This is a genomic window from Granulicella sp. S156 (assembly GCF_009766105.1).
Classification (GTDB): domain Bacteria; phylum Acidobacteriota; class Terriglobia; order Terriglobales; family Acidobacteriaceae; genus Granulicella.
Window position 1 is genome coordinate 22,403 of the sequence record NZ_LMUH01000018.1, and the last position, 16,920, is coordinate 39,322.

16 protein-coding genes are annotated in these 16,920 nt (G+C 59.1%); 6 read left to right on the plus strand and 10 right to left on the minus strand.

Annotation, left to right across the window (positions count from 1 at the left end):
- Positions 1-123: 123 nt before the first annotated feature.
- Positions 124-1,170, plus strand: coding sequence for an NAD(P)-dependent alcohol dehydrogenase (locus GSQ91_RS13895; RefSeq protein ID WP_158822366.1), 1,047 nt, complete (start codon positions 124-126; stop codon positions 1,168-1,170).
- A gap of 86 nt (positions 1,171-1,256) precedes the next feature.
- Here the strand turns inward: GSQ91_RS13895 and GSQ91_RS13900 are convergent, their stop codons facing one another.
- Positions 1,257-2,420 (minus strand): lactonase family protein, encoded by a 1,164-nt coding sequence (locus GSQ91_RS13900; RefSeq protein WP_158822367.1) that lies wholly within the window; start codon positions 2,418-2,420, stop codon positions 1,257-1,259.
- Between the two features lie 61 nt (positions 2,421-2,481).
- A complete protein-coding gene (locus tag GSQ91_RS13905) occupies positions 2,482-2,949 on the minus strand; it encodes a hypothetical protein (protein ID WP_254064586.1) in 468 nt (155 codons plus the stop codon).
- Between the two features lie 206 nt (positions 2,950-3,155).
- Here GSQ91_RS13905 and GSQ91_RS13910 point away from each other — a divergent pair, with 206 nt between their 5' ends.
- The 3 genes from GSQ91_RS13910 to GSQ91_RS13920 all read left to right on the plus strand — a co-directional run bounded on the left by GSQ91_RS13910 (position 3,156) and on the right by GSQ91_RS13920 (position 5,539).
- Entirely contained in the window at positions 3,156-4,307 is a 1,152-nt protein-coding gene (locus GSQ91_RS13910; protein WP_254064588.1) for a DUF481 domain-containing protein, read from the plus strand.
- A gap of 174 nt (positions 4,308-4,481) precedes the next feature.
- A complete protein-coding gene (locus GSQ91_RS13915; protein ID WP_158822369.1) occupies positions 4,482-5,222 on the plus strand; it encodes an outer membrane protein in 741 nt (246 codons plus the stop codon).
- A gap of 56 nt (positions 5,223-5,278) precedes the next feature.
- On the plus strand, positions 5,279-5,539 hold the full coding sequence (locus GSQ91_RS13920; RefSeq protein WP_254064590.1) for a hypothetical protein: 261 nt from the start codon (positions 5,279-5,281) through the stop codon (positions 5,537-5,539).
- Here the strand turns inward: GSQ91_RS13920 and GSQ91_RS13925 are convergent.
- Both GSQ91_RS13925 and GSQ91_RS13930 read right to left on the minus strand, forming a co-directional pair.
- Positions 5,536-6,312: an SDR family NAD(P)-dependent oxidoreductase gene (locus GSQ91_RS13925; RefSeq protein ID WP_158822370.1), complete on the minus strand. Its 777-nt coding sequence runs from the start codon at positions 6,310-6,312 to the stop codon at positions 5,536-5,538. The genes GSQ91_RS13920 and GSQ91_RS13925 overlap by 4 nt on opposite strands.
- A gap of 95 nt (positions 6,313-6,407) precedes the next feature.
- Positions 6,408-6,908 (minus strand): nuclear transport factor 2 family protein, encoded by a 501-nt coding sequence (locus GSQ91_RS13930; RefSeq protein ID WP_158822371.1) that lies wholly within the window; start codon positions 6,906-6,908, stop codon positions 6,408-6,410.
- A 115-nt stretch (positions 6,909-7,023) separates the two neighbouring features.
- Between GSQ91_RS13930 and GSQ91_RS13935 the strand changes: the two genes are divergently transcribed.
- Positions 7,024-7,815, plus strand: coding sequence for a hypothetical protein (locus GSQ91_RS13935; protein WP_158822372.1), 792 nt, complete (start codon positions 7,024-7,026; stop codon positions 7,813-7,815).
- Between the two features lie 357 nt (positions 7,816-8,172).
- On the opposite strand, the gene GSQ91_RS26130 is transcribed toward GSQ91_RS13935, so the two are convergent.
- The 4 genes from GSQ91_RS26130 to GSQ91_RS13955 all read right to left on the minus strand — a co-directional run bounded on the left by GSQ91_RS26130 (position 8,173) and on the right by GSQ91_RS13955 (position 12,216).
- A complete protein-coding gene (locus tag GSQ91_RS26130) occupies positions 8,173-9,711 on the minus strand; it encodes an OmpA family protein (protein ID WP_158822373.1) in 1,539 nt (512 codons plus the stop codon).
- Between the two features lie 161 nt (positions 9,712-9,872).
- A complete protein-coding gene (locus GSQ91_RS13945) occupies positions 9,873-10,253 on the minus strand; it encodes a DoxX family membrane protein (RefSeq protein ID WP_158822374.1) in 381 nt (126 codons plus the stop codon).
- A gap of 115 nt (positions 10,254-10,368) precedes the next feature.
- Positions 10,369-10,848, minus strand: a complete 480-nt coding sequence (locus GSQ91_RS13950) for a PA2169 family four-helix-bundle protein (protein ID WP_158822375.1) — start codon at positions 10,846-10,848, stop codon at positions 10,369-10,371.
- A 270-nt stretch (positions 10,849-11,118) separates the two neighbouring features.
- Positions 11,119-12,216 carry an alginate lyase family protein gene (locus tag GSQ91_RS13955; protein WP_158822376.1) on the minus strand — a complete coding sequence of 366 codons (1,098 nt, stop codon included), beginning with the start codon at positions 12,214-12,216 and terminating at the stop codon, positions 11,119-11,121.
- A gap of 203 nt (positions 12,217-12,419) precedes the next feature.
- Between GSQ91_RS13955 and GSQ91_RS13960 the strand changes: the two genes are divergently transcribed.
- Positions 12,420-15,182, plus strand: coding sequence for a DNA translocase FtsK (locus tag GSQ91_RS13960; protein WP_158822377.1), 2,763 nt, complete (start codon positions 12,420-12,422; stop codon positions 15,180-15,182).
- A gap of 50 nt (positions 15,183-15,232) precedes the next feature.
- Here the strand turns inward: GSQ91_RS13960 and GSQ91_RS13965 are convergent, their stop codons facing one another.
- On the minus strand, positions 15,233-16,060 hold the full coding sequence (locus GSQ91_RS13965) for a lipopolysaccharide assembly protein LapB (protein WP_158822378.1): 828 nt from the start codon (positions 16,058-16,060) through the stop codon (positions 15,233-15,235).
- A 56-nt stretch (positions 16,061-16,116) separates the two neighbouring features.
- Entirely contained in the window at positions 16,117-16,914 is a 798-nt protein-coding gene (locus GSQ91_RS13970; protein WP_158822379.1) for a lipopolysaccharide assembly protein LapB, read from the minus strand.
- Positions 16,915-16,920 lie beyond the last annotated feature (6 nt).

The following is a 16,920-nucleotide window of genomic DNA, read 5'->3' on the forward strand; positions in this document are numbered from 1 at the left end:
TTGAAAGGCGTGCAGACGGAGGTTGATACAACGATCATGGTCTACTACAACGTAGGGCATTGATCATGCTGTCAGAGCTATTTGGGGCTATGAGTTCAATTACAAACAGGAGACACCCACACCATGATTAAGACCCACGGTTACGCCGCTCAGTCCGCTACCACTTCTCCCGTGCCGTTTGACTACGAATACCGCGATCCCGGCCCCAAAGAAGTTCATATCGCCATCGACTTCTGTGGCATCTGCCACTCCGACATCCACCAGGCCCGCAATGAGTGGGGCAATGCGATCTATCCGATGGTTCCCGGCCATGAGATCCTCGGCACGGTCAAGGCTGTTGGCTCTGAAGTGACGAAGTTCAAAGTCGGCGACCTTGCCGCCATCGGCTGTATGGTCGACTCCTGTCGAGTGTGCGAGAGCTGTAAGGCTGGCGAGGAGCAGTACTGCGACAACCACGCCACCATCTTTACCTACAACAGCCGCGACAAGCAGGGCAATATCACCTTTGGCGGCTATGGCGACAACATCGTCGCGGACGAAGCCTTCGTGCTCAAGGTGCCTGCGAACCTCGACCCAGCAGCTACAGCGCCGCTGCTCTGCGCGGGCATCACGACCTACTCCCCGCTGAAGCACTGGAACGCGGGGCCGGGTAAGAAGATCGGCGTCGTCGGGCTTGGTGGCCTGGGCCACATGGCGCTCAAGTTCTCGCATGCCTTTGGGGCGCACACGGTGCAGTTCACGACCTCCGCCTCCAAAGTGGAGGACGCGAAGAAGCTCGGCGCCGATGAGGTCATCCTTACGAAAGAGGCAGGTTGGGCGGGCAAGCACGCCGGCAGCTTCGATCTCATCATCGACTGCGTCTCTGCAGATCATGATGTGAACTCTTATCTCGGTCTGCTCAAGCGCAATGGTGTGCTCTGCACGGTCGGCGTGCCGGAAGATCCAGTCAAGATCGCGGCATTCTCCGTCCTGGGACGCAAGACCTTCACTGGCTCCATGATCGGCGGCATCGCCGAGACGCAGGAGATGCTCGACTTCTGCGGTGAGCACAACATCGTCTCCGACATCGAGATGACCAGCTTCGACAAGCTCGATGAGGCCTGGGATCGCGTCGTCAAAGGCGATGTGAAGTATCGCTTCGTTCTCGATCTCAAGACGCTGCGCAGCTAGATGAGTTCTTAAATCCAGAAAGGCTCCGCAGTGCGCGGAGCCTTTCGTCTGTCTTCAGATATCGCTTGCGCTGGAATACCCTCGGCCTACACCCACTGCGCAAACATGGGGTTGGGCGCGGCAAACGTCTTTGGCGTCTCACTCAAGTGTCCGGTCTTTGGCTCATGCGCAAACACGGTCACGCTTCCATCACCGCCCTGATTGCAGCTCACCAGCCACTTGCGCGAGGGGTCGAACGCGATGATGCGCGGAATCTTGCCGCCGCAGCTAAAGCGCTGCTGCTCGGTCAATAGCCCCGTTGTCGCGTCCACGCGGTATACCGAGATTGTGTCCTCGCCGCGTGTGCAGGTGTAGATGAACCGTCCGTCCTCGCTGACGAGAACTTCGCAGCCCGTATTGCCGGCCATCTCCGATCCCGCAGTCAGTGTGGAGATGGTGCTGCCTTCGCGCAGCGTCAGCGTGGCCTTGCGGCCATGCGCATGCCAGTCGTAGAGATCGATGGTGCAGTCGAGCTCGTGGACGCAGTACACCCAGCGTTTGTTGGGATGGAACACCACATGCCTCGGCCCGGAGCCGACGCGAGCCTGCACGCGCACCGGAGCGCCGACCAGATCTTTCTTGCCAGGAGCGATCGGGAACACCTCAATCGCATCGTCTCCGAGATCGCATACCAGCAGGAAGTCGTTGCCGGGCGCGATGGTGGCGCAGTGCAGATGAGGTTCTTCCTGCCGGTCCTTCACGGGCCCGAGCACGCCACACGCTGGGTTGTGCTGGCAGTCGAGGCCGCCTGCATCCGTAATCTCACCGGCAGGACCCAGGGCGAATGCTGCCATGCTTCCACCCATGTAGTCCGCCACAAAGGCGCTCCTGCCCGTGCTGTCTACCGAGACATAACAGGGGGCACCGCCACGCGAGCTTACCTGCTGGATCAGTTTCAGCGTTCCTTGCGTGGCGTCGACATGAAAGCTCGAAAATGCGCCGTCCCCTTTAGCTGCTTCGTTGGCGGCATAGAGCAGGGGCAGTTTGGGGTGCATCGCGATGAAGGTCGGGCGATCGGTCGCGACGGCAAGTTCAATGGCGCCCAGTTCGCCTGTGGCCGCGTTCCATGGGGCGCGATAGATTCCCTGGACACCTGTTCCAAGGAAGACCCAGTGGGGCTCGGTGGGGGTTTGCGCAAAGCTTCGCAGGGCGAAGGGAAGAGCAGCGGAGGCGGCAAGGAATTGGCGGCGCGAAGAAAGTATCTGTGTCATACGGGCAGCGCCAGTGTACGAAATTTTGTGAGTCGATGTCGCGGAAGTTGTCAGAGACCGCTTACATCGCCTCTGCGATCGTCTGGGGCTCGCCGGGGAGCTTGAAGTCCAGCTCGGTGGGGTGCGCGTCCGAATTGATGACCGGAAGGCTGGGCAGGTTGTCGGTATGGCCGACTTCCTTCACCACCGCTGCCGTGTGTTCGAGGACCTCGTCCACGGTCATGGTGTACATCTCGCGGCCGTTGTCGTAGCCGCTTTCGATGGCGTGCTTCAGGTAGCGTCCGGCGACCTGCGCTGCGAGGTAGTCCGTGATGACTTTGCCGTTGAGGCGCTTCTGCTCGATCCACGCCATGTTGGGCATGGCAACCCATAGCGGACGCCCGTTCACCGCGAAGCGGATGTCGGTGGCGTCGGCGTGGCGTGTCGCAATCGCGACGATGGTGCCCTTCCAAACGCAGTGCTGGGGTTCTCCGGTCCAACGGTCGGTCGCTACGAAGTCTTCATACATGGCAATCTTAGGGTAGAGCATTTCTCCTGTTCCTGGTACCCGGATAAGTTTTCGGGTGTCTTTTTCTTGAGGGAATAGGGGTGTGAATCCTTTCGTTTTTGCAGGATATCGGCAGGAAAAAGGCTCAAAGTGCTCCGGAAAGGCGCCAAGTGACACCGAATTGTCACTTGGAGATGAGCGAGGGTCCCGTTTATCCTGCACTTGTCTTAAATAAGGAGATGAATACCTTGCGTCGACTTACGGCCCCTGTTGTTTCCGCGTTTCTCTGCCTGTCCGGCCTGCTACTAGCCCAGACCCCCGCTCCCAAGCCCAAACCCGATGTCCTGGTATTTTCCAACGGCGACCAGCTTACGGGTAAGCTCGAACGCGTAGCAGGCGGCAATGTCGTCTTCAAGAGCGATATGGCCGGCGAACTCACCATCTCCTTCGACAAGATCAAAGAGCTCCACTCCGGCGAGCAGTTTGCGCTGCTTCGCAAGGGGATTCCGCTTACCAAGAAGACCGAGCATACTGTGCCCTCCGGTACAGTGCAGGTGGCAGACGGCAACGTCGTGCTTACACCTGTCGCCCAGGCTCCTGAAACTGTTCCCACCAAAGACGTCGACTATATGGTCGACAAGCCCTCCTTCGACAAACAAGTCAACAACAAGGTTGGGTTCCTTCACGGTTGGAATGGTGTCGTGACGGGTGGCGCTACGCTAGTTCGTGCCACGGAGACCGGAACCACGCTCACGGCGGGGATCAATCTTGTCCGGATAATCCCTCAGGTGTCCTGGCTTCCGCCCAGCAATCGGACCACGTTCAACCTCATGGAGAGCTATGGCAAGTTGAGTACACCAGCCATCGGGACTACGCCGGCCTCCGACGTCAAGACCAGCATCTTCCACACCGATGCTGAGCGCGACGAGTACTTCAGCCCCCGGCTATATGCTCTGGGAGACCTCTCCTTCGATCACAACTTCTCGCAGGGCCTGCAGTTCCAGCAGGTCTACGGCGGCGGCATCGGCTGGACGCCCATCAAGGACGCCAAGCAGGAACTCGACTTAAAGGCAGATATCCACTACGAATCGCAGCAGTTCATTCAAACGGCTGGCACAGCTAACGTTCCTAACGTGAACCTCATCGGCTCGACCTTTGCCGAAACCTACCTACGTAATCTTCCGCACAAGATACTGTTTACTGAGGTGGGCGACATCCTGCCGGGCTGGTCCGACACGAAGGCCTATTCGGCGAATGCGACTGCGACGATTGCGCTGCCTGTCTATAAGCGCCTGAGCGCGTCGTTCTCGACCACCGACAACTTCCTCAATAATCCCGCGCCGGGCTACAACAAGAACTCCTACCAGTTCGTCACCGGTGTCACCTATACGCTGCACTAAAGTGTGCTACCTCATTGGGCAGATTGTTCAGGAAGGGCATGGCTGCGGCCATGCCCTTCCTGTCTGGGGCACCCCTCAAATCCCGAACAGACCCCCTTTCCGCCCGCCAGAGATGTTCTAATAAAGAGATGCGGGCCTTTGCAGCTTGCGAGTGTTCCCAGGAGTTTGAGATCGATGTGTGATGTACGGAAGTCGGTAGTGCGTTTAGTGGTAATGGGATTGGCAGCCGGTGTGTTCTCCGGTGCTTTGGCGACAGCGAATGCCCAGAAGAATAAGAAGCAGCAGCATGCCCGCCGCGAGACGAATGCCAGCCGTGAGGCCCGCATCCAGCGCACCATCAATTACACCTATTCGCACCGCTGGGAGGTCTTCGGTGGCGGCGGCTACCTGCGCTTCCGCAGCGGAGACTACCTAAAGAAGAACAACGAGGTAACCTGGGCCACGGCAGCCAACTACTACCTGAACCCGAAGTTCGCTATCGTTGGCGATGTTCGCGGCTCTTTTGGCAACGCCCATCCTCTCCTGAACAACGACAATTTCCAAAGCCAGGCACCTAATCCTCAGATTAACGAGTACACCTTCATGGGCGGTGCCAATTACCGCTTCTATGCCAAGGAAAAGGTCGCCCTCAGCTTGGAAGGGCTCGGCGGTGTGGGCTGGGGTATCTTCAGCGGCGGCGCCAAAGGGTTGACCGGTCCGCAGATCGGTATCTGGCAGGACGGGTTCAAGCCTGCCTTCTCGGTCGGCCTCAATGTGGACTACAACGTCTATCCGAATATTGCCGTTCGCTTCACCCCTACCTACGTGGCTACTACCTTTTCTTCCTTGAACGTAACCACCAACAAGAGCACAGGCGTTATCCAGAACAATCTTGGATTCAACGCGGGTATCGTGTATCGCTTCGGCCACAAGTAAGGGCGAAAGTCCTATAACACGCCCAGATTCGGCGGGTCTGGGCGTAAAATAAAATTATGTCCAAAGGCTGGGAATCGAAAAGCGTCGAAGAACAGCAGGCGGAAGCTGCGGTGCCTAAAGCAGCCCTTCCGGAGAATGACCCTGCGGTAAAGGCCGCCGAAGCCGAGCGTAAGCGCCGTGTCCAGGCCCTCGAGATGACACGCGAGCGTGTTCTCTCGGAGCGCACCTCAAGCCCGCACCGCCGTAGCGCGCTGGAGCTTGCCCTTGCGACCATCGAGCGCGAGCTTGAACAGTTGGGCTGGTCGATTAAGCTCTAGGCCTTCCGTGTAATCACGAACGGGTTGGCTTGCGCGACGCAGGTCAGTACAACGCTCTGGATGCCTACGTGAGCGGGCCGGGTTGCGGCCCACACGATGGCGTCCGCGATGTCCTCCGGGAGCAGCGGATCGATGTTCTGATAGGTCTTTGCCGCTCGCTCTTCATTGCCGCGGAAGCGCACCTTGCTAAAATCTGTCTCCACCATGCCTGGGTCGATCGAGGTGACGCGCACCGGCGTCCCATTCAGGTCAAGACGCAGGCCATCACTGATGAAGCGCTCCGCAGCCTTTGTCGCGCAGTAGACGCCGCCATTCGGGTAGGCCATATGCCCGGCGATCGAACCCAGATTGAGGACATGGCCGCTGCCGCGTTTGACCATGCCGGGAACGACCGCGCGTGTCACGTAGAGCAGTCCCTTGACGTTGGTGTCGATCATCTCTTCCCAGTCCTGGATGTCGTCCTCGTAGAGCTTGGTAAGGCCCCGGCTCAGGCCGGCGTTGTTCACCAGGATGTCGATCTCGCTCCACGCATCGGGCAGGGTCTGGAACGCCATCTCCACGGCATTGCGGCTCTGCACATCCAGCTCAAAGCTGAAGACCGCGGCCGCGCCTGCTGCGAGCAGGCTGGGCTCCATCGCATGCAGCTTGTCATGCCTGCGCGCGCAGAGCAGAAGCCGCGCTCCAAGCTTTGCGAACTCCATCGCCGTCGCCGCGCCAATGCCGGAACTCGCACCGGTTACCAGAACTACCTTGTTTTTCAGGGAAATGCCCAAAACGAACCTCCAAAGCTCTGTTCAGCTCATGCACGCAGACCGCAAGTCGTTCGCGGTCTGCGTCATTCCACTAGTATGTACGATTTCGCGGAGGCTTACTTCGCGGTGGCGTGATCGTAACTAATGACACGCGTTATCTGCCATACGCCATCCTTGAGGCGCCAGAGGTGAATGAACTTGGCTTCCCCGACGACATCACGATCCTGGGCTCCGATGTGGTGAAAGCGATGAACTCCGATCTCGACCGCCCCATAGCCCTGAATCGGGTATACCTCCAGCGAACCGGGTACCAGCTCCCGCTGAATTTTGCCACAGAGGTTGTTTTTGATACCGTCGATGACTGTCTTGCGCCCGTATTGCGGATCGTTCTTATCGTGATAGAACTCCAGGTTCTCCGCAAACTTGCTTTCCACCGTTGGTATGTCGCACGTATTTACGGCGTTGAACAGCACACTATCCTGCGCGGAGATCGTCTGGAACAGCGTCGGGCTGGCTTCTGTAGGCGTCGGCGCTGACTGGGCGAAGCTGCAGGTGAGCGCAAGTGGCGTGATGCAGATGCCGATAACCAATCTGCGCAGGACAAGGTGAGCGTTCATGCTGAATTCCTCCAGGAGATGATTGCCAGTACGCGAGGGAGGGCGCGCCGGTTCCACCGTTAGTTGGGAGAATGCAATGTTTGGACGTGAGAGCCCAACCCTGCATACTGATTGCATGTCATCAGATCGAGGACGCATCCTTTGGAAGCGGGTCTGTGCTGTTCTTGCCTTCAGTTTTCTCTTCTGGCTTGCCCATGCTTTGGGATACCTGGTGCATGAGTATGCTCATTCGTTTGTGGCGTGGGGTCTCCGCTATAAAGCGAATCCGCTGGCACTCAACTACGGACATCTGAGTCTGGACAACGTCCTGACTCTGGGCGATATCGATGAGAATGTCGATTACGACCCCATCTTCGCTGCGAGCCGGGGACCGCTTGCGTCTCTGATCGCCGTCGCTGGAGTTCTATTCGGCAACGGTATCTTTTACCTGTTGTCCAGACGCCTCTACACCACAGCCAAAGAGCATGGAAAGCGCATGCTGGCTCTCTTTATGTTCCTTTTCTGCATGATGAACGCAGGTAACTTTATCTCGTATGTGCCCACCAGGACATTCACAACCCATGCAGACATGTTCACCGTAGAGAAAGGCTTGAATATCTCGCCATGGTGGGTTGCTATTGTGCTGGGCATCCCCTTTTGCATGGCTGTGTGGCACTTTTTCACAAGAATTCTTCCGGGAGCCATGTACTTCTTCTTCCCCCACACAAGGGCAGGCCAGATTTTCCTGCTTATCCTGACTTCTTTTATGTTTTTCGAGTTCTTTGGTCGCGCTGGCCTGCATCGCTATGGAGAAGTCTCCCACTGGATCTCGGCGATCTCGATCTATCTTCTCTTTCCCCTGAGCGTTCTCATAAGCTGGCCTCATCAAGGCTTCGCTTCACGTTCCACGAATAAGTGTGATGTGTGAATGAACCACCACAGAACTGTCATCTCGACCGGAGCATGATGGTTTCATCGTCATGCGGAGTGGAGAGACCTGCAGCTTGCCTCCGCAGGCGATAGTGCCAATGCAAACAAGCTGCAGGTCTTGACGCAAAGCGCGCCACAAACATTTGCATCGCGCTCTGCAACATGCAGGTCTCTCCGCTGCGGCGGCAAAAGGCGCCGCCTCCGGTCGAGATGACACAGTATGGGTGGGATCGAAAAGAGCCTCATCATACTGTTTGTGAAAATGCCTCTTCACCGAGTATTTGCGGAACAACTCCAACGCACGAAGGCCGCGATCTGAATCGCGGCCTTCGTCTTGCTTCAACCAGTGGTCAACTTATTCTGGGTTGGTTGTCTGTACGCCGATCGCATCGCCTGAGACGACCAGGTTCACGCGGCGGTTCTGCGCGCGACCCGCGGCCGTGCCGTTGTCCGCTACGGGTTTGTTCTTGCCGTAGCCGGTAGCCGTTACATTGGCTGCGGGAACGCCGTTCTGCACCAGGAAGTCGTGCACGGCGTTGGCGCGGTTCTCGCTCAGCTTCTGGTTGTACTCATCGCCGCCGACCGAGTCCGTATAGCCCTCGACCTGCACCTTCAGCCCCGGATAGATCTGCAGGATCGTCGCGACCTTCGCGAGGCTCACCTGGGTTCCGGGCTTCAGCGTGTACTTCGCGGTATCGAAGAGCACATCGCTCATGTTGACGATCAAGCCACGCGCGCTCTCACTGGTTGCGAGTACGGAGTTCAACTGTGCGCGCAGTTTCTCGCGCACAGCAGAAGCATCTTCCTGGCTCTTCTGGGCACTGTGTTGAGCCTCAGCCGCTTCAGCACGAGCGTTGGCTGCATCGGCCTCAGCACGAGCTTTCGCTGCCGCTGCTGCTTCAGCCTGTGCCTGTGCGTTGGCTGCTGCGACCTGCGACTGGGCCGCATCGGCCTGCGCCTGTTCCTTGTCCGCACGCTCCTGCTGCTGGCGCTCAGTCGCCTGTTTGCGCAGAGACGAGATGCGGGCATCCTCGGCCTTCTGCACCGCTTCGCGAGCGTAGGTGATCTCCATCTTCTCGTCGCGATGCTTGGAGCCATCCATGTTGTCCGCGTTCTGCAAATCGGTGGTTACGTCCTGCATGATGTCGGGAGCATACTTGTCCGCGCCATACATGCGGGCGATGCGAGCCGCGTTGTGCGCCTCGTACAGCTCAAGCGGAGCGTGCTCGTTGCGCGTGATGGGATTGAAGACCGACTTCGAGCCTTCGGTGGCGGCATAGAGGCCGCGTGGCAGCAGCGAGTAGTGCACGTTTACGTGCTCCAGTACGCCCTGCGTCTTATCGCTGAAGACATTCTGTAGAACGATGACGTCGCTCGGCATGGAGACCGAGAAGTACGGCTCAGCCGTCACGATCAAGCCGAACGATTGCAGAGAAGTCGTAACCTCGATGTTGTTCTTGGTTCCTGCGGGCAGCACTTCACCGAGGTTCTGCGGGCGGCCATCGGCGGAGATCGCCCACAGCACGTAGGTCAGATACTCAGCCCCGAATCCATTGGCTGGAGTGAGGCCTTTGAACTCAGCCGAGATGTGCAGCCCGCCGCGTTCACTGGTTACCTTAGCTTCGCCCTTCGCTCCGGGCAGAAGATTCGTGCCGTCGAAGTTGATGTGCGTCGAGCCACTGCGATGGAAGTAGTTCACGGCGTCGAGATCGTGTTCTACGACCTTGACGTGGAATACATAGGTGCCATCCGGTCCATGTGCGGTGACCTCGCCTGTGCGAGCTCCCGGCGCTAACGTGGTTGGATTAGGCTCTTGCGCTGCCGCGCCAAGGCACATAGCTGCCAGAATCGCTGCGGATGAAACTACACTTGTAACCTGCTTCTTGCTGAGCATTGTCCCGTTCTCCTTGCTGACTGGCCGCTGCAGAACGCAACGGCACTTAAGGCGATAAAGCGCCACAACAAGGTCGGATGCCCGACTTAGAACAAAAGGTATCCGGAAAATAAATGTCTAAATCAGGCAACCAAAGGGGTTTATGTAAGGGTTGTCTGGCCTTAGATGGCATCTGAAGATGCGTGCGGCTCAGTCAGCGTGCATTTCCAGGCCCACCATATCAGGGGTAGCTGTAGCGGAAGCCGGAGCCAGATAGCCCAGAGCGGGATGTTCGGATACAGCTCTGGGTGTTGTGCCATCCAAATGTTTGCGGGCATCACGGCGACGAGTAGTAGGACAATGCCCCAGGCTGCAATACGACGCGTCTGCGGTAGAAGAACGCCGATACCGCCGGCGATCTCGGCGCCCCCGCTGATCAGTACGAGTTCGTGGTGCGCGGGCAGATAGCTGGGCATGATGCTTTCGTACAGCCGCGTCACGACAAAGTGGCCCGTGCCCGCCACGATGTAGAACACGCCCATCACGATTCGACCGATACGCATTGAGTCCGATCCTAAAGCAAGGTCCCTGCCTGTTTGCGGCGCATCGCGTTGCAAGCAGGCAGGGACCTTTATCAAGACGACTTCCACGGCAGGGTCGAGGCCCCACCCTTACGAACTACTTCACCACCAGCGCGTCCCGGTGATTCCGCACATAGTCGTGCGAACCCAGTACGTGATCCTGCTGCTCTACCAGCAGGGACCGGACCGGCAGCGGCAACTCATGTTCCAGCGCGTCCTTATAGGCACGTACCGCTTCATCTTCGCCCTGCTCCGCTGTTTCGAGCAGGGCATGATCGCCACCACCCAGCTTGGCCTTCAGGCCGCCCCACGCGCGGTGTATCGCTGCGGATACGGTGCCTGATTCCTTCACATCCGCCATACCTGCCCGGTGCAACTCGTTTTCAATCTCAGCGCGGAAGTTTGCCCGTTTCAAGCTTTCGGCGAGGAAGTAACGCTTCAGGTTCGCGTCCTTCAGATGCTCGCCGATCTCGGCAAAACCCTTCTGCCCATCCTGCAGAGACTTGATCACGTCCAAAAGGACGCTCTCGGTCTCCTGGTTCTTAACCGATCCATCCACAGTGTTTGTGTTCGACATAATGGCCCTCATTCTTTAGTAGGCAACGATCGGGGTCTGCCGGCTGTGCGCGATTCTCCTGCACCGGCAGCAAGCGAGAGAAATCGCGAAAATCCCGCTCCCCCAACCGCCGCAACTGAAGGGAATGCGCTCCCTCGCGGAGTTGCGCATTCCCACTTCTCACAAACTAGATGCAGAGCGTGCCCCCCGCGTTAGCTCGTCGTCGACATTCCAAAAAATAACGCTCCGAAAATAACGCTCCAAGATGCGTGGGTTCAAAGATGCGTGGGCTCAAGGCTGCGTGGGATGAATGGCGACCGCAGCAAACAACAACTGCCATGGCTGCGGGCCGTGGCCGCCGTGGGTAATGCTTTGTTGCGCAACCGCAGCGTAATGAGGATCGAGCAACGCTGCCAGCGTAAGCGTCTGCACCCCGGCAGCGGGGTCCCATTCCCCGGAGTAGCCTGTTTCACCGGCCTTGTCGCGTGCGGCGTCGAAGGCAACCTGCGAGTGGACGAACTCCTCATGCTTCTTGTCCCCGATGGCGTAAGGCACCAGCCAGTCGACGGCGTGAGCAATATTCTTGCCGTCGGCGCCCTCGTGGAACCAATTCTCGCCGTGCACCTTTGCCGCCAACGCCGCCATCTGGAGTGGGTCGAGATCGTAGACCACATAGTGCAGGGCATCGCGTTCATAGAAGTCTTGGACCGACCCGTCGGAGCGAATATTGCGCTTCACCTGTTCGCGAAAGACCTGCGCGGCACGCGCCTCAAGACTGGGATCCCCTGTCTCATAGGCGGCCATGACCGCCAGCTTCACCCGATGGCTCGACCAGTTCCTCAGATCCTTCTCGCCGTTGCGCTCCATCCACTCGATGTATCCGACAGCCATCGACTGCCAGAGAGTTGAAGCCTGCGCCTCTGTCTTCGGCGAGAGATCGCCTCGGGTAAGGTCGTAGGCCATCATGAGCTGGTCCATGTTGGTCTCGTCGATGGGATTGAAGCTCGCGTGATAGATCGCGGTCCAGGCCGAGAGATAGCGGTCTTCCGCTGCGAGAAACTTCTTGTCTCCGCTCAGGCGATAGGCGAGCCCGAGTGCCAGCATGGCGGACCAATCTCTCTCGGCGGCAAGGCTTTCGTCACGGATGCCCTGATGCGGAAGGGTCCCCTCGGTGTGGATACGGGCCATGGGGTGTGGCGTTTCGTTGACGAACTCCTCCGCCGTTTGCAAAACCTTGCGGCCTGCCTCTGTCCCCGCCTGAGTGTGAAGCTTCGCCGCGCTTTCGGACGAGAAGATCGCCCAGCCCGTGGGCGGGGTTGCCGCGAGTGCCTGGGCGGTCACGACGCCACCGAAGAAGATTGCCAAGCCAAGATTCCTACCCTTACCCATCGCCAGCCTCCTGCCGAACGCTACCATCCTACCCATCCGCAGGTACCCGTCACCACTATGGTTCCACCCCCCACAGATCCGCACCGCACAGCCTGCTATGGAACAATAAAAAGTGCTCTGATGGTTCCCGGTCTCGTTGTTCTCGTTCCTGCAGCCGAGGTCTGGCACCGACAGGCGAACGTGATCGTGTGCGTCCATTCCCTATGAAGCCTCAGAGACTCGTATACTCGCCTACTCGCAGCCGCCGCCTCAACGAGATGTTGGGTCTCGTCGTCCTGGTCGCTGCCGGCCTCTTTCTCCTCTCGCTCATTACCTATACGCCGACCGACCCCTCGTTCAACACCGTCAGCGGAGCCACGGGGCCACATGCGGCTCACAACTGGACCGGCTTGATCGGAGCGTATATCTCCGACCTGCTGCTGCAGACGCTGGGCGTTGCCGTCTTCTTTGTTCCGCTGATGCTGATCCGCCTGGGCCTCTCCTGGATGAAGTCGCGGGCCGTCGGCTCGACCAAGACCAAGATGTTCGGATTGGCGTTGTGGCTTATCTTCGCTCCCGCAGCCATCGCACTGCTGCCCGGCCATCCGCTCTGGAAACATACACTACCCCTCTCCGGAGTGTTGGGCGGCATGATTGGCGACACCCTCGTCCGCTTCGTGAATCTGCCCGGAGCCCTGCTTCTCTCTACGCTGATGGTCGCGCTCTCGGTTTACCTGACGACCACCTTCATGTTCACAAACGCGAGCGAGTGGTTTGCCTCGCACTTTGCGTTTATCCGCAATGCCCGGGAGCGTTACGCCGCATGGAAGGATCGCCGCAAGGAGAAAGAGGCCGACCAGGTTATCCACGCGTATGAGACCAAGCGTGAGCGGGCCGCGGCAAAGGCTCGCAGCCGCACGCAGAAGCCCGCCACGAGTGAAAACCCGAAGGCCATCCCTACTAGCCAACCGGCCAGCACCTCTCTGCTCTCAAGCTTCCTGGGGTGGTTCGGCAGGCGCAAAAACTATGATGACCTCGCCGAGGACCCGCGCGACCGCGCCGACTTTGCCGCAGAGTCGCCCTCGATGTGGCAGACCATGCCGCGCACTATGGTGGACGAAGTTTCCCTGAGCGGTCTGAGCGCGGCCGCCGCCGCCGCGGCGCCCTATGCCGCACAACTTGCCGCCGCCGCTGTGCCTCTGCGCACAGCCGGCAGCGAATCCGAACTTCCCTTCGCCCGCAACAAGCCCAGCATCCCCCCCCCCGCACAGGACGATGGCTGGCTGGATGCCCCTGAACGCAGCGCGCCAAAAACCGTGCTTTCGCCTGCGCCTTCGCTCGCCACATTCGACATCCCTGAGCCGCCGCCGGCACGCGTTCCAACGCCGAGGCCGCAGCTGGTGCAGCCAACCCCGCCAGCGATGCCCTCTCCGATGCAGGACATCGCCGCGCAGAACATCGCTTTCGGCAAGCGTGCCGATGCGGACATCCGCGCCGTTGCGATGACCACCAAGTCGATCCGCGGCTACAAGCTGCCGCCAAGCTCCCTGCTGTATCGCAGCGAAGAGCATGCCCAGGTGCGCGAGGACGAACTACGCCAGGAGGCTCGCACGCTGGTAGAAAAGTGCGCCGAGTTCGGCGTCGACGGCAAGGTCGAGCAGATCAATCCCGGCCCCGTGGTTACAACCTTCGAGTTCCGCCCCGACGCTGGAGTAAAGTACTCGCGCGTTACCGGGCTGGCCGACGATCTCTGCCTCGCCATGGCGGCCGAGTCCATTCTCATCGAGCGCATGCCAGGCAAGTCCACCGTCGGCATCCAGGTACCAAATCACAATCGCGAAACCATCTGGCTGCGCGATGTGGTCGAGTGCGAGAGCTTCGCGCAGTCGAAGTCGAGGCTGCCGGTTGCATTGGGCAAAGACATCAGCGGTCGCATCGTTACCGGCGACTTGGCTTCGATGCCGCACGTGCTCATCGCCGGCTCGACCGGCTCCGGTAAATCGGTTGCGATCAACGCCATGATCATGAGCGTGCTCTTCAAGAGCACGCCCGAGCAGGTGCGCATGATCCTCGTCGACCCCAAGCGCGTCGAGCTCGGCATGTACGAGGGCATTCCGCATCTCTTCACGCCGATCATCACCGAGGCCAAACTCGCAGCCAACGCGCTTAGAAACGCCGTGCGTGAGATGGAGCGGCGCCTGAAGTTGCTCGCCGCCAATCATGTGCGCAACATCGATCAGTTCAACAAACTGTTCGAGCACGGCAGCGAGTACCTCTTCGAGGACGTGAACCAGGAGCCGTTGCCCTACATCATGATCATCATCGACGAACTCGCCGATCTGATGATGCTGGACCGTGCCAACGTCGAAGAGGCCATAACCAGGCTGGCGCAGATGGCGCGTGCCGTCGGCATCCATCTCGTGCTTGCCACGCAGCGGCCGAGCGTGGATGTCATCACCGGCCTGATCAAGGCCAACGTCCCAACGCGTATGAGCTTCCGCCTGGCAACCAAGGTCGACTCGCGCACCATCATCGACTCCAACGGCGCGGAGAGCCTGTTGGGACGCGGCGATATGCTCTTTCTGCCGCCGGGCACCTCGCGCCTGCAGCGCGTGCACGCGCCGTTCGTCACGGAGAAAGAGATCTCCGCCGTCACCGAATTCTGGAAGGCACAGGGCACTGCCGAGTACGTTGAAGGCTTCCTCGAAGGGCCGAAGGACGACAAGGGCAATCCTGAAGGTGGAAGCGCGAACGATGGCGAAGACAACGATGTCATGTTCGACGACGCAGTCCGCCTGGTCTTCGAGTTCGGCAAGGCTTCGACCTCGCTGCTACAGCGCAGGCTCCGCATCGGCTACGGCCGCGCGGCGCACCTGATTGACATGATGGAGCGCGACGGCCTGGTAGGTCCAGCCGATGGATCGAAGCCACGCGAGATTCTCAAGTCGCCCAGTTATTTTGCCGAGGTGGATGCGGCGACACGGTAAGTATCGAAACCGCGGAAGAGCCGCGGAACCGGGTGGCCCATCTCATAGGTCTACTTTTGGTTTGTTGTCGACGAACTCATTGGCCCCGATTTGCCAGAGAGCGTTTGAATGACATCCGTACGCACTGTTTCGTAACTTGGTTCGCCGTCGCTGTAGAACTTGATGGTTCCATGCGTCTGCGTAAGATTGCCATTCGGCAGCGTCTTTATCGCACTGTATGAGTCGAGCGAAAAACTGCGCTTGCCCTCTGCCGCTTCCTTCGGATGAGCTTTTGCAAAGGAGGTTTGGTCGACGTCATCCGATTCGCAGGCTATCCAGCTATCGGCCTTTCGTTCGCTATCGACATGGGCAAAGTTGTACTTCGTATGGAACTTGCCCAGGAGTGGATCGTATTCGTGAACAACATAACGCTGCCCATTTACATAGAAGGTATCGATGGCATCCGTGCCCTGGGCAGCCAATCCGGGTTTATGCTCGGCACGTGCCTCCGCAATAAGCGCGCGCTCAACCTCAAAATCCTTCCAACGCTCCTGCTCTGCATAAAGGAGCACAAGATTGACATGAGCACTCCACGTGCCGGGATCCAGTGCCAGCACCGAGCGATACATCTTCTCGGCCTCGGCATAATGTTTTAGCCCCAGTTCCGCGTTGCCCTCGAGAAACATGGCCTCAGCATCTTTCGGGTTGTCCTTCAGAACGTTTTCGAAGAACTGCTGTGCGCTCGCATAATCCTCTTTTCCTAGCGCGGCTTTTCCGACAGCGAGTGGGTCGACCGTTGCTGTTCCTGTAGTTGATTGAGCAAATGCTACGGGCTCGAGCAGTCCAAAAGCCGCTATCACACACACGCTGCTAACCGCCTGGAATATCCAGCCTCGCATAGACCTTCCCTCCTTGATCCAGACCATCGTAAAACCAAAAGTGTTCGCGACTCTATCTATTTATCGGCTGGTTTTGTGGCAATCGATCTGCGCAGCCAGCGCAACACATCCGCACGCACCCGCTCGTAGCTCGGCTCGCCAGAGGCGTAGCGTGCCACTGTGCCGTGGGCTTTGCCGGTGTACCAGTTGAGCGCGAAGTCTTTTATGACCACAGCGCCGGGGTCGGTACCGATGCGGACATCGCCGGTTGTGAGCGCCCTCTGCGCGGCTTCGGCGGATTCCAGCGAGATGTACTCTTCGGCTTTGCCGTCGGGTGAAAAGTGCTCGAAGTTGTAGCGGGTCAGCGAACGTCCGACAGGCTCGAAGTACTCCCGCACAATCCAGCGCTGGCCGCGGACCATAAAGCCGTCGATCACGTCACTCTCGCGGGCGGTAATGCCCGGTGCGCCGCGCTGGCGAGCCCCGCGCAGCAGCGCACGCTCACGATCGAACTCGTCCCACCGGTCCAACGCGGCTTCGACGACTACCAGGTTCTTGTGCGCGCTCCACATCTCCGGCTGCACGGCGACGACGCGCCGGTACTGCAGTTCGGCCGCCTCATACTCATGCAGTCCAAGCTCTGCATCGGCCAGCCCGATTTGACCTTCGATACTGTCGGGATGCTCCAGCAGGAACCCCGCAAACGTCGTCTTAGCCTGAAAGAACTGCTTCGCTGCCAGGGCACGTTTGCCTTCGACAATCGCGTTCCGCGACGGCACTGGACTCGCCTGCGCTGTCATAGGCGTGGGAACCGCAAACGTTCCCGCCATCATCAACGCGACCACAACCCGGCAAACACCCTGCATGCTTCTCATCCCTCA

Excerpts from the sequence above, each read along its gene's own strand:
- GSQ91_RS13965 (WP_158822378.1), bottom strand. The coding sequence starts at position 16,060 with ATGCGAGGCTGGATATTCCAGGCGGTTAGCAGCGTGTGTGTGATAGCG.
- GSQ91_RS13970 (WP_158822379.1), bottom strand. The coding sequence starts at position 16,914 with ATGAGAAGCATGCAGGGTGTTTGCCGGGTTGTGGTCGCGTTGATGATG.
- GSQ91_RS13930 (WP_158822371.1), bottom strand. The coding sequence starts at position 6,908 with ATGAACGCTCACCTTGTCCTGCGCAGATTGGTTATCGGCATCTGCATC.
- GSQ91_RS13905 (WP_254064586.1), bottom strand. The coding sequence starts at position 2,949 with ATGCTCTACCCTAAGATTGCCATGTATGAAGACTTCGTAGCGACCGAC.
- GSQ91_RS13955 (WP_158822376.1), bottom strand. The coding sequence starts at position 12,216 with ATGGGTAAGGGTAGGAATCTTGGCTTGGCAATCTTCTTCGGTGGCGTC.
- GSQ91_RS13920 (WP_254064590.1), top strand. The coding sequence starts at position 5,279 with ATGTCCAAAGGCTGGGAATCGAAAAGCGTCGAAGAACAGCAGGCGGAA.
- GSQ91_RS13935 (WP_158822372.1), top strand. The coding sequence starts at position 7,024 with ATGTCATCAGATCGAGGACGCATCCTTTGGAAGCGGGTCTGTGCTGTT.
- GSQ91_RS13945 (WP_158822374.1), bottom strand. The coding sequence starts at position 10,253 with ATGCGTATCGGTCGAATCGTGATGGGCGTGTTCTACATCGTGGCGGGC.
- GSQ91_RS13950 (WP_158822375.1), bottom strand. The coding sequence starts at position 10,848 with ATGTCGAACACAAACACTGTGGATGGATCGGTTAAGAACCAGGAGACC.
- GSQ91_RS13915 (WP_158822369.1), top strand. The coding sequence starts at position 4,482 with ATGTGTGATGTACGGAAGTCGGTAGTGCGTTTAGTGGTAATGGGATTG.
- GSQ91_RS26130 (WP_158822373.1), bottom strand. The coding sequence starts at position 9,711 with ATGCTCAGCAAGAAGCAGGTTACAAGTGTAGTTTCATCCGCAGCGATT.
- GSQ91_RS13895 (WP_158822366.1), top strand. The coding sequence starts at position 124 with ATGATTAAGACCCACGGTTACGCCGCTCAGTCCGCTACCACTTCTCCC.
- GSQ91_RS13900 (WP_158822367.1), bottom strand. The coding sequence starts at position 2,420 with ATGACACAGATACTTTCTTCGCGCCGCCAATTCCTTGCCGCCTCCGCT.
- GSQ91_RS13960 (WP_158822377.1), top strand. The coding sequence starts at position 12,420 with ATGAAGCCTCAGAGACTCGTATACTCGCCTACTCGCAGCCGCCGCCTC.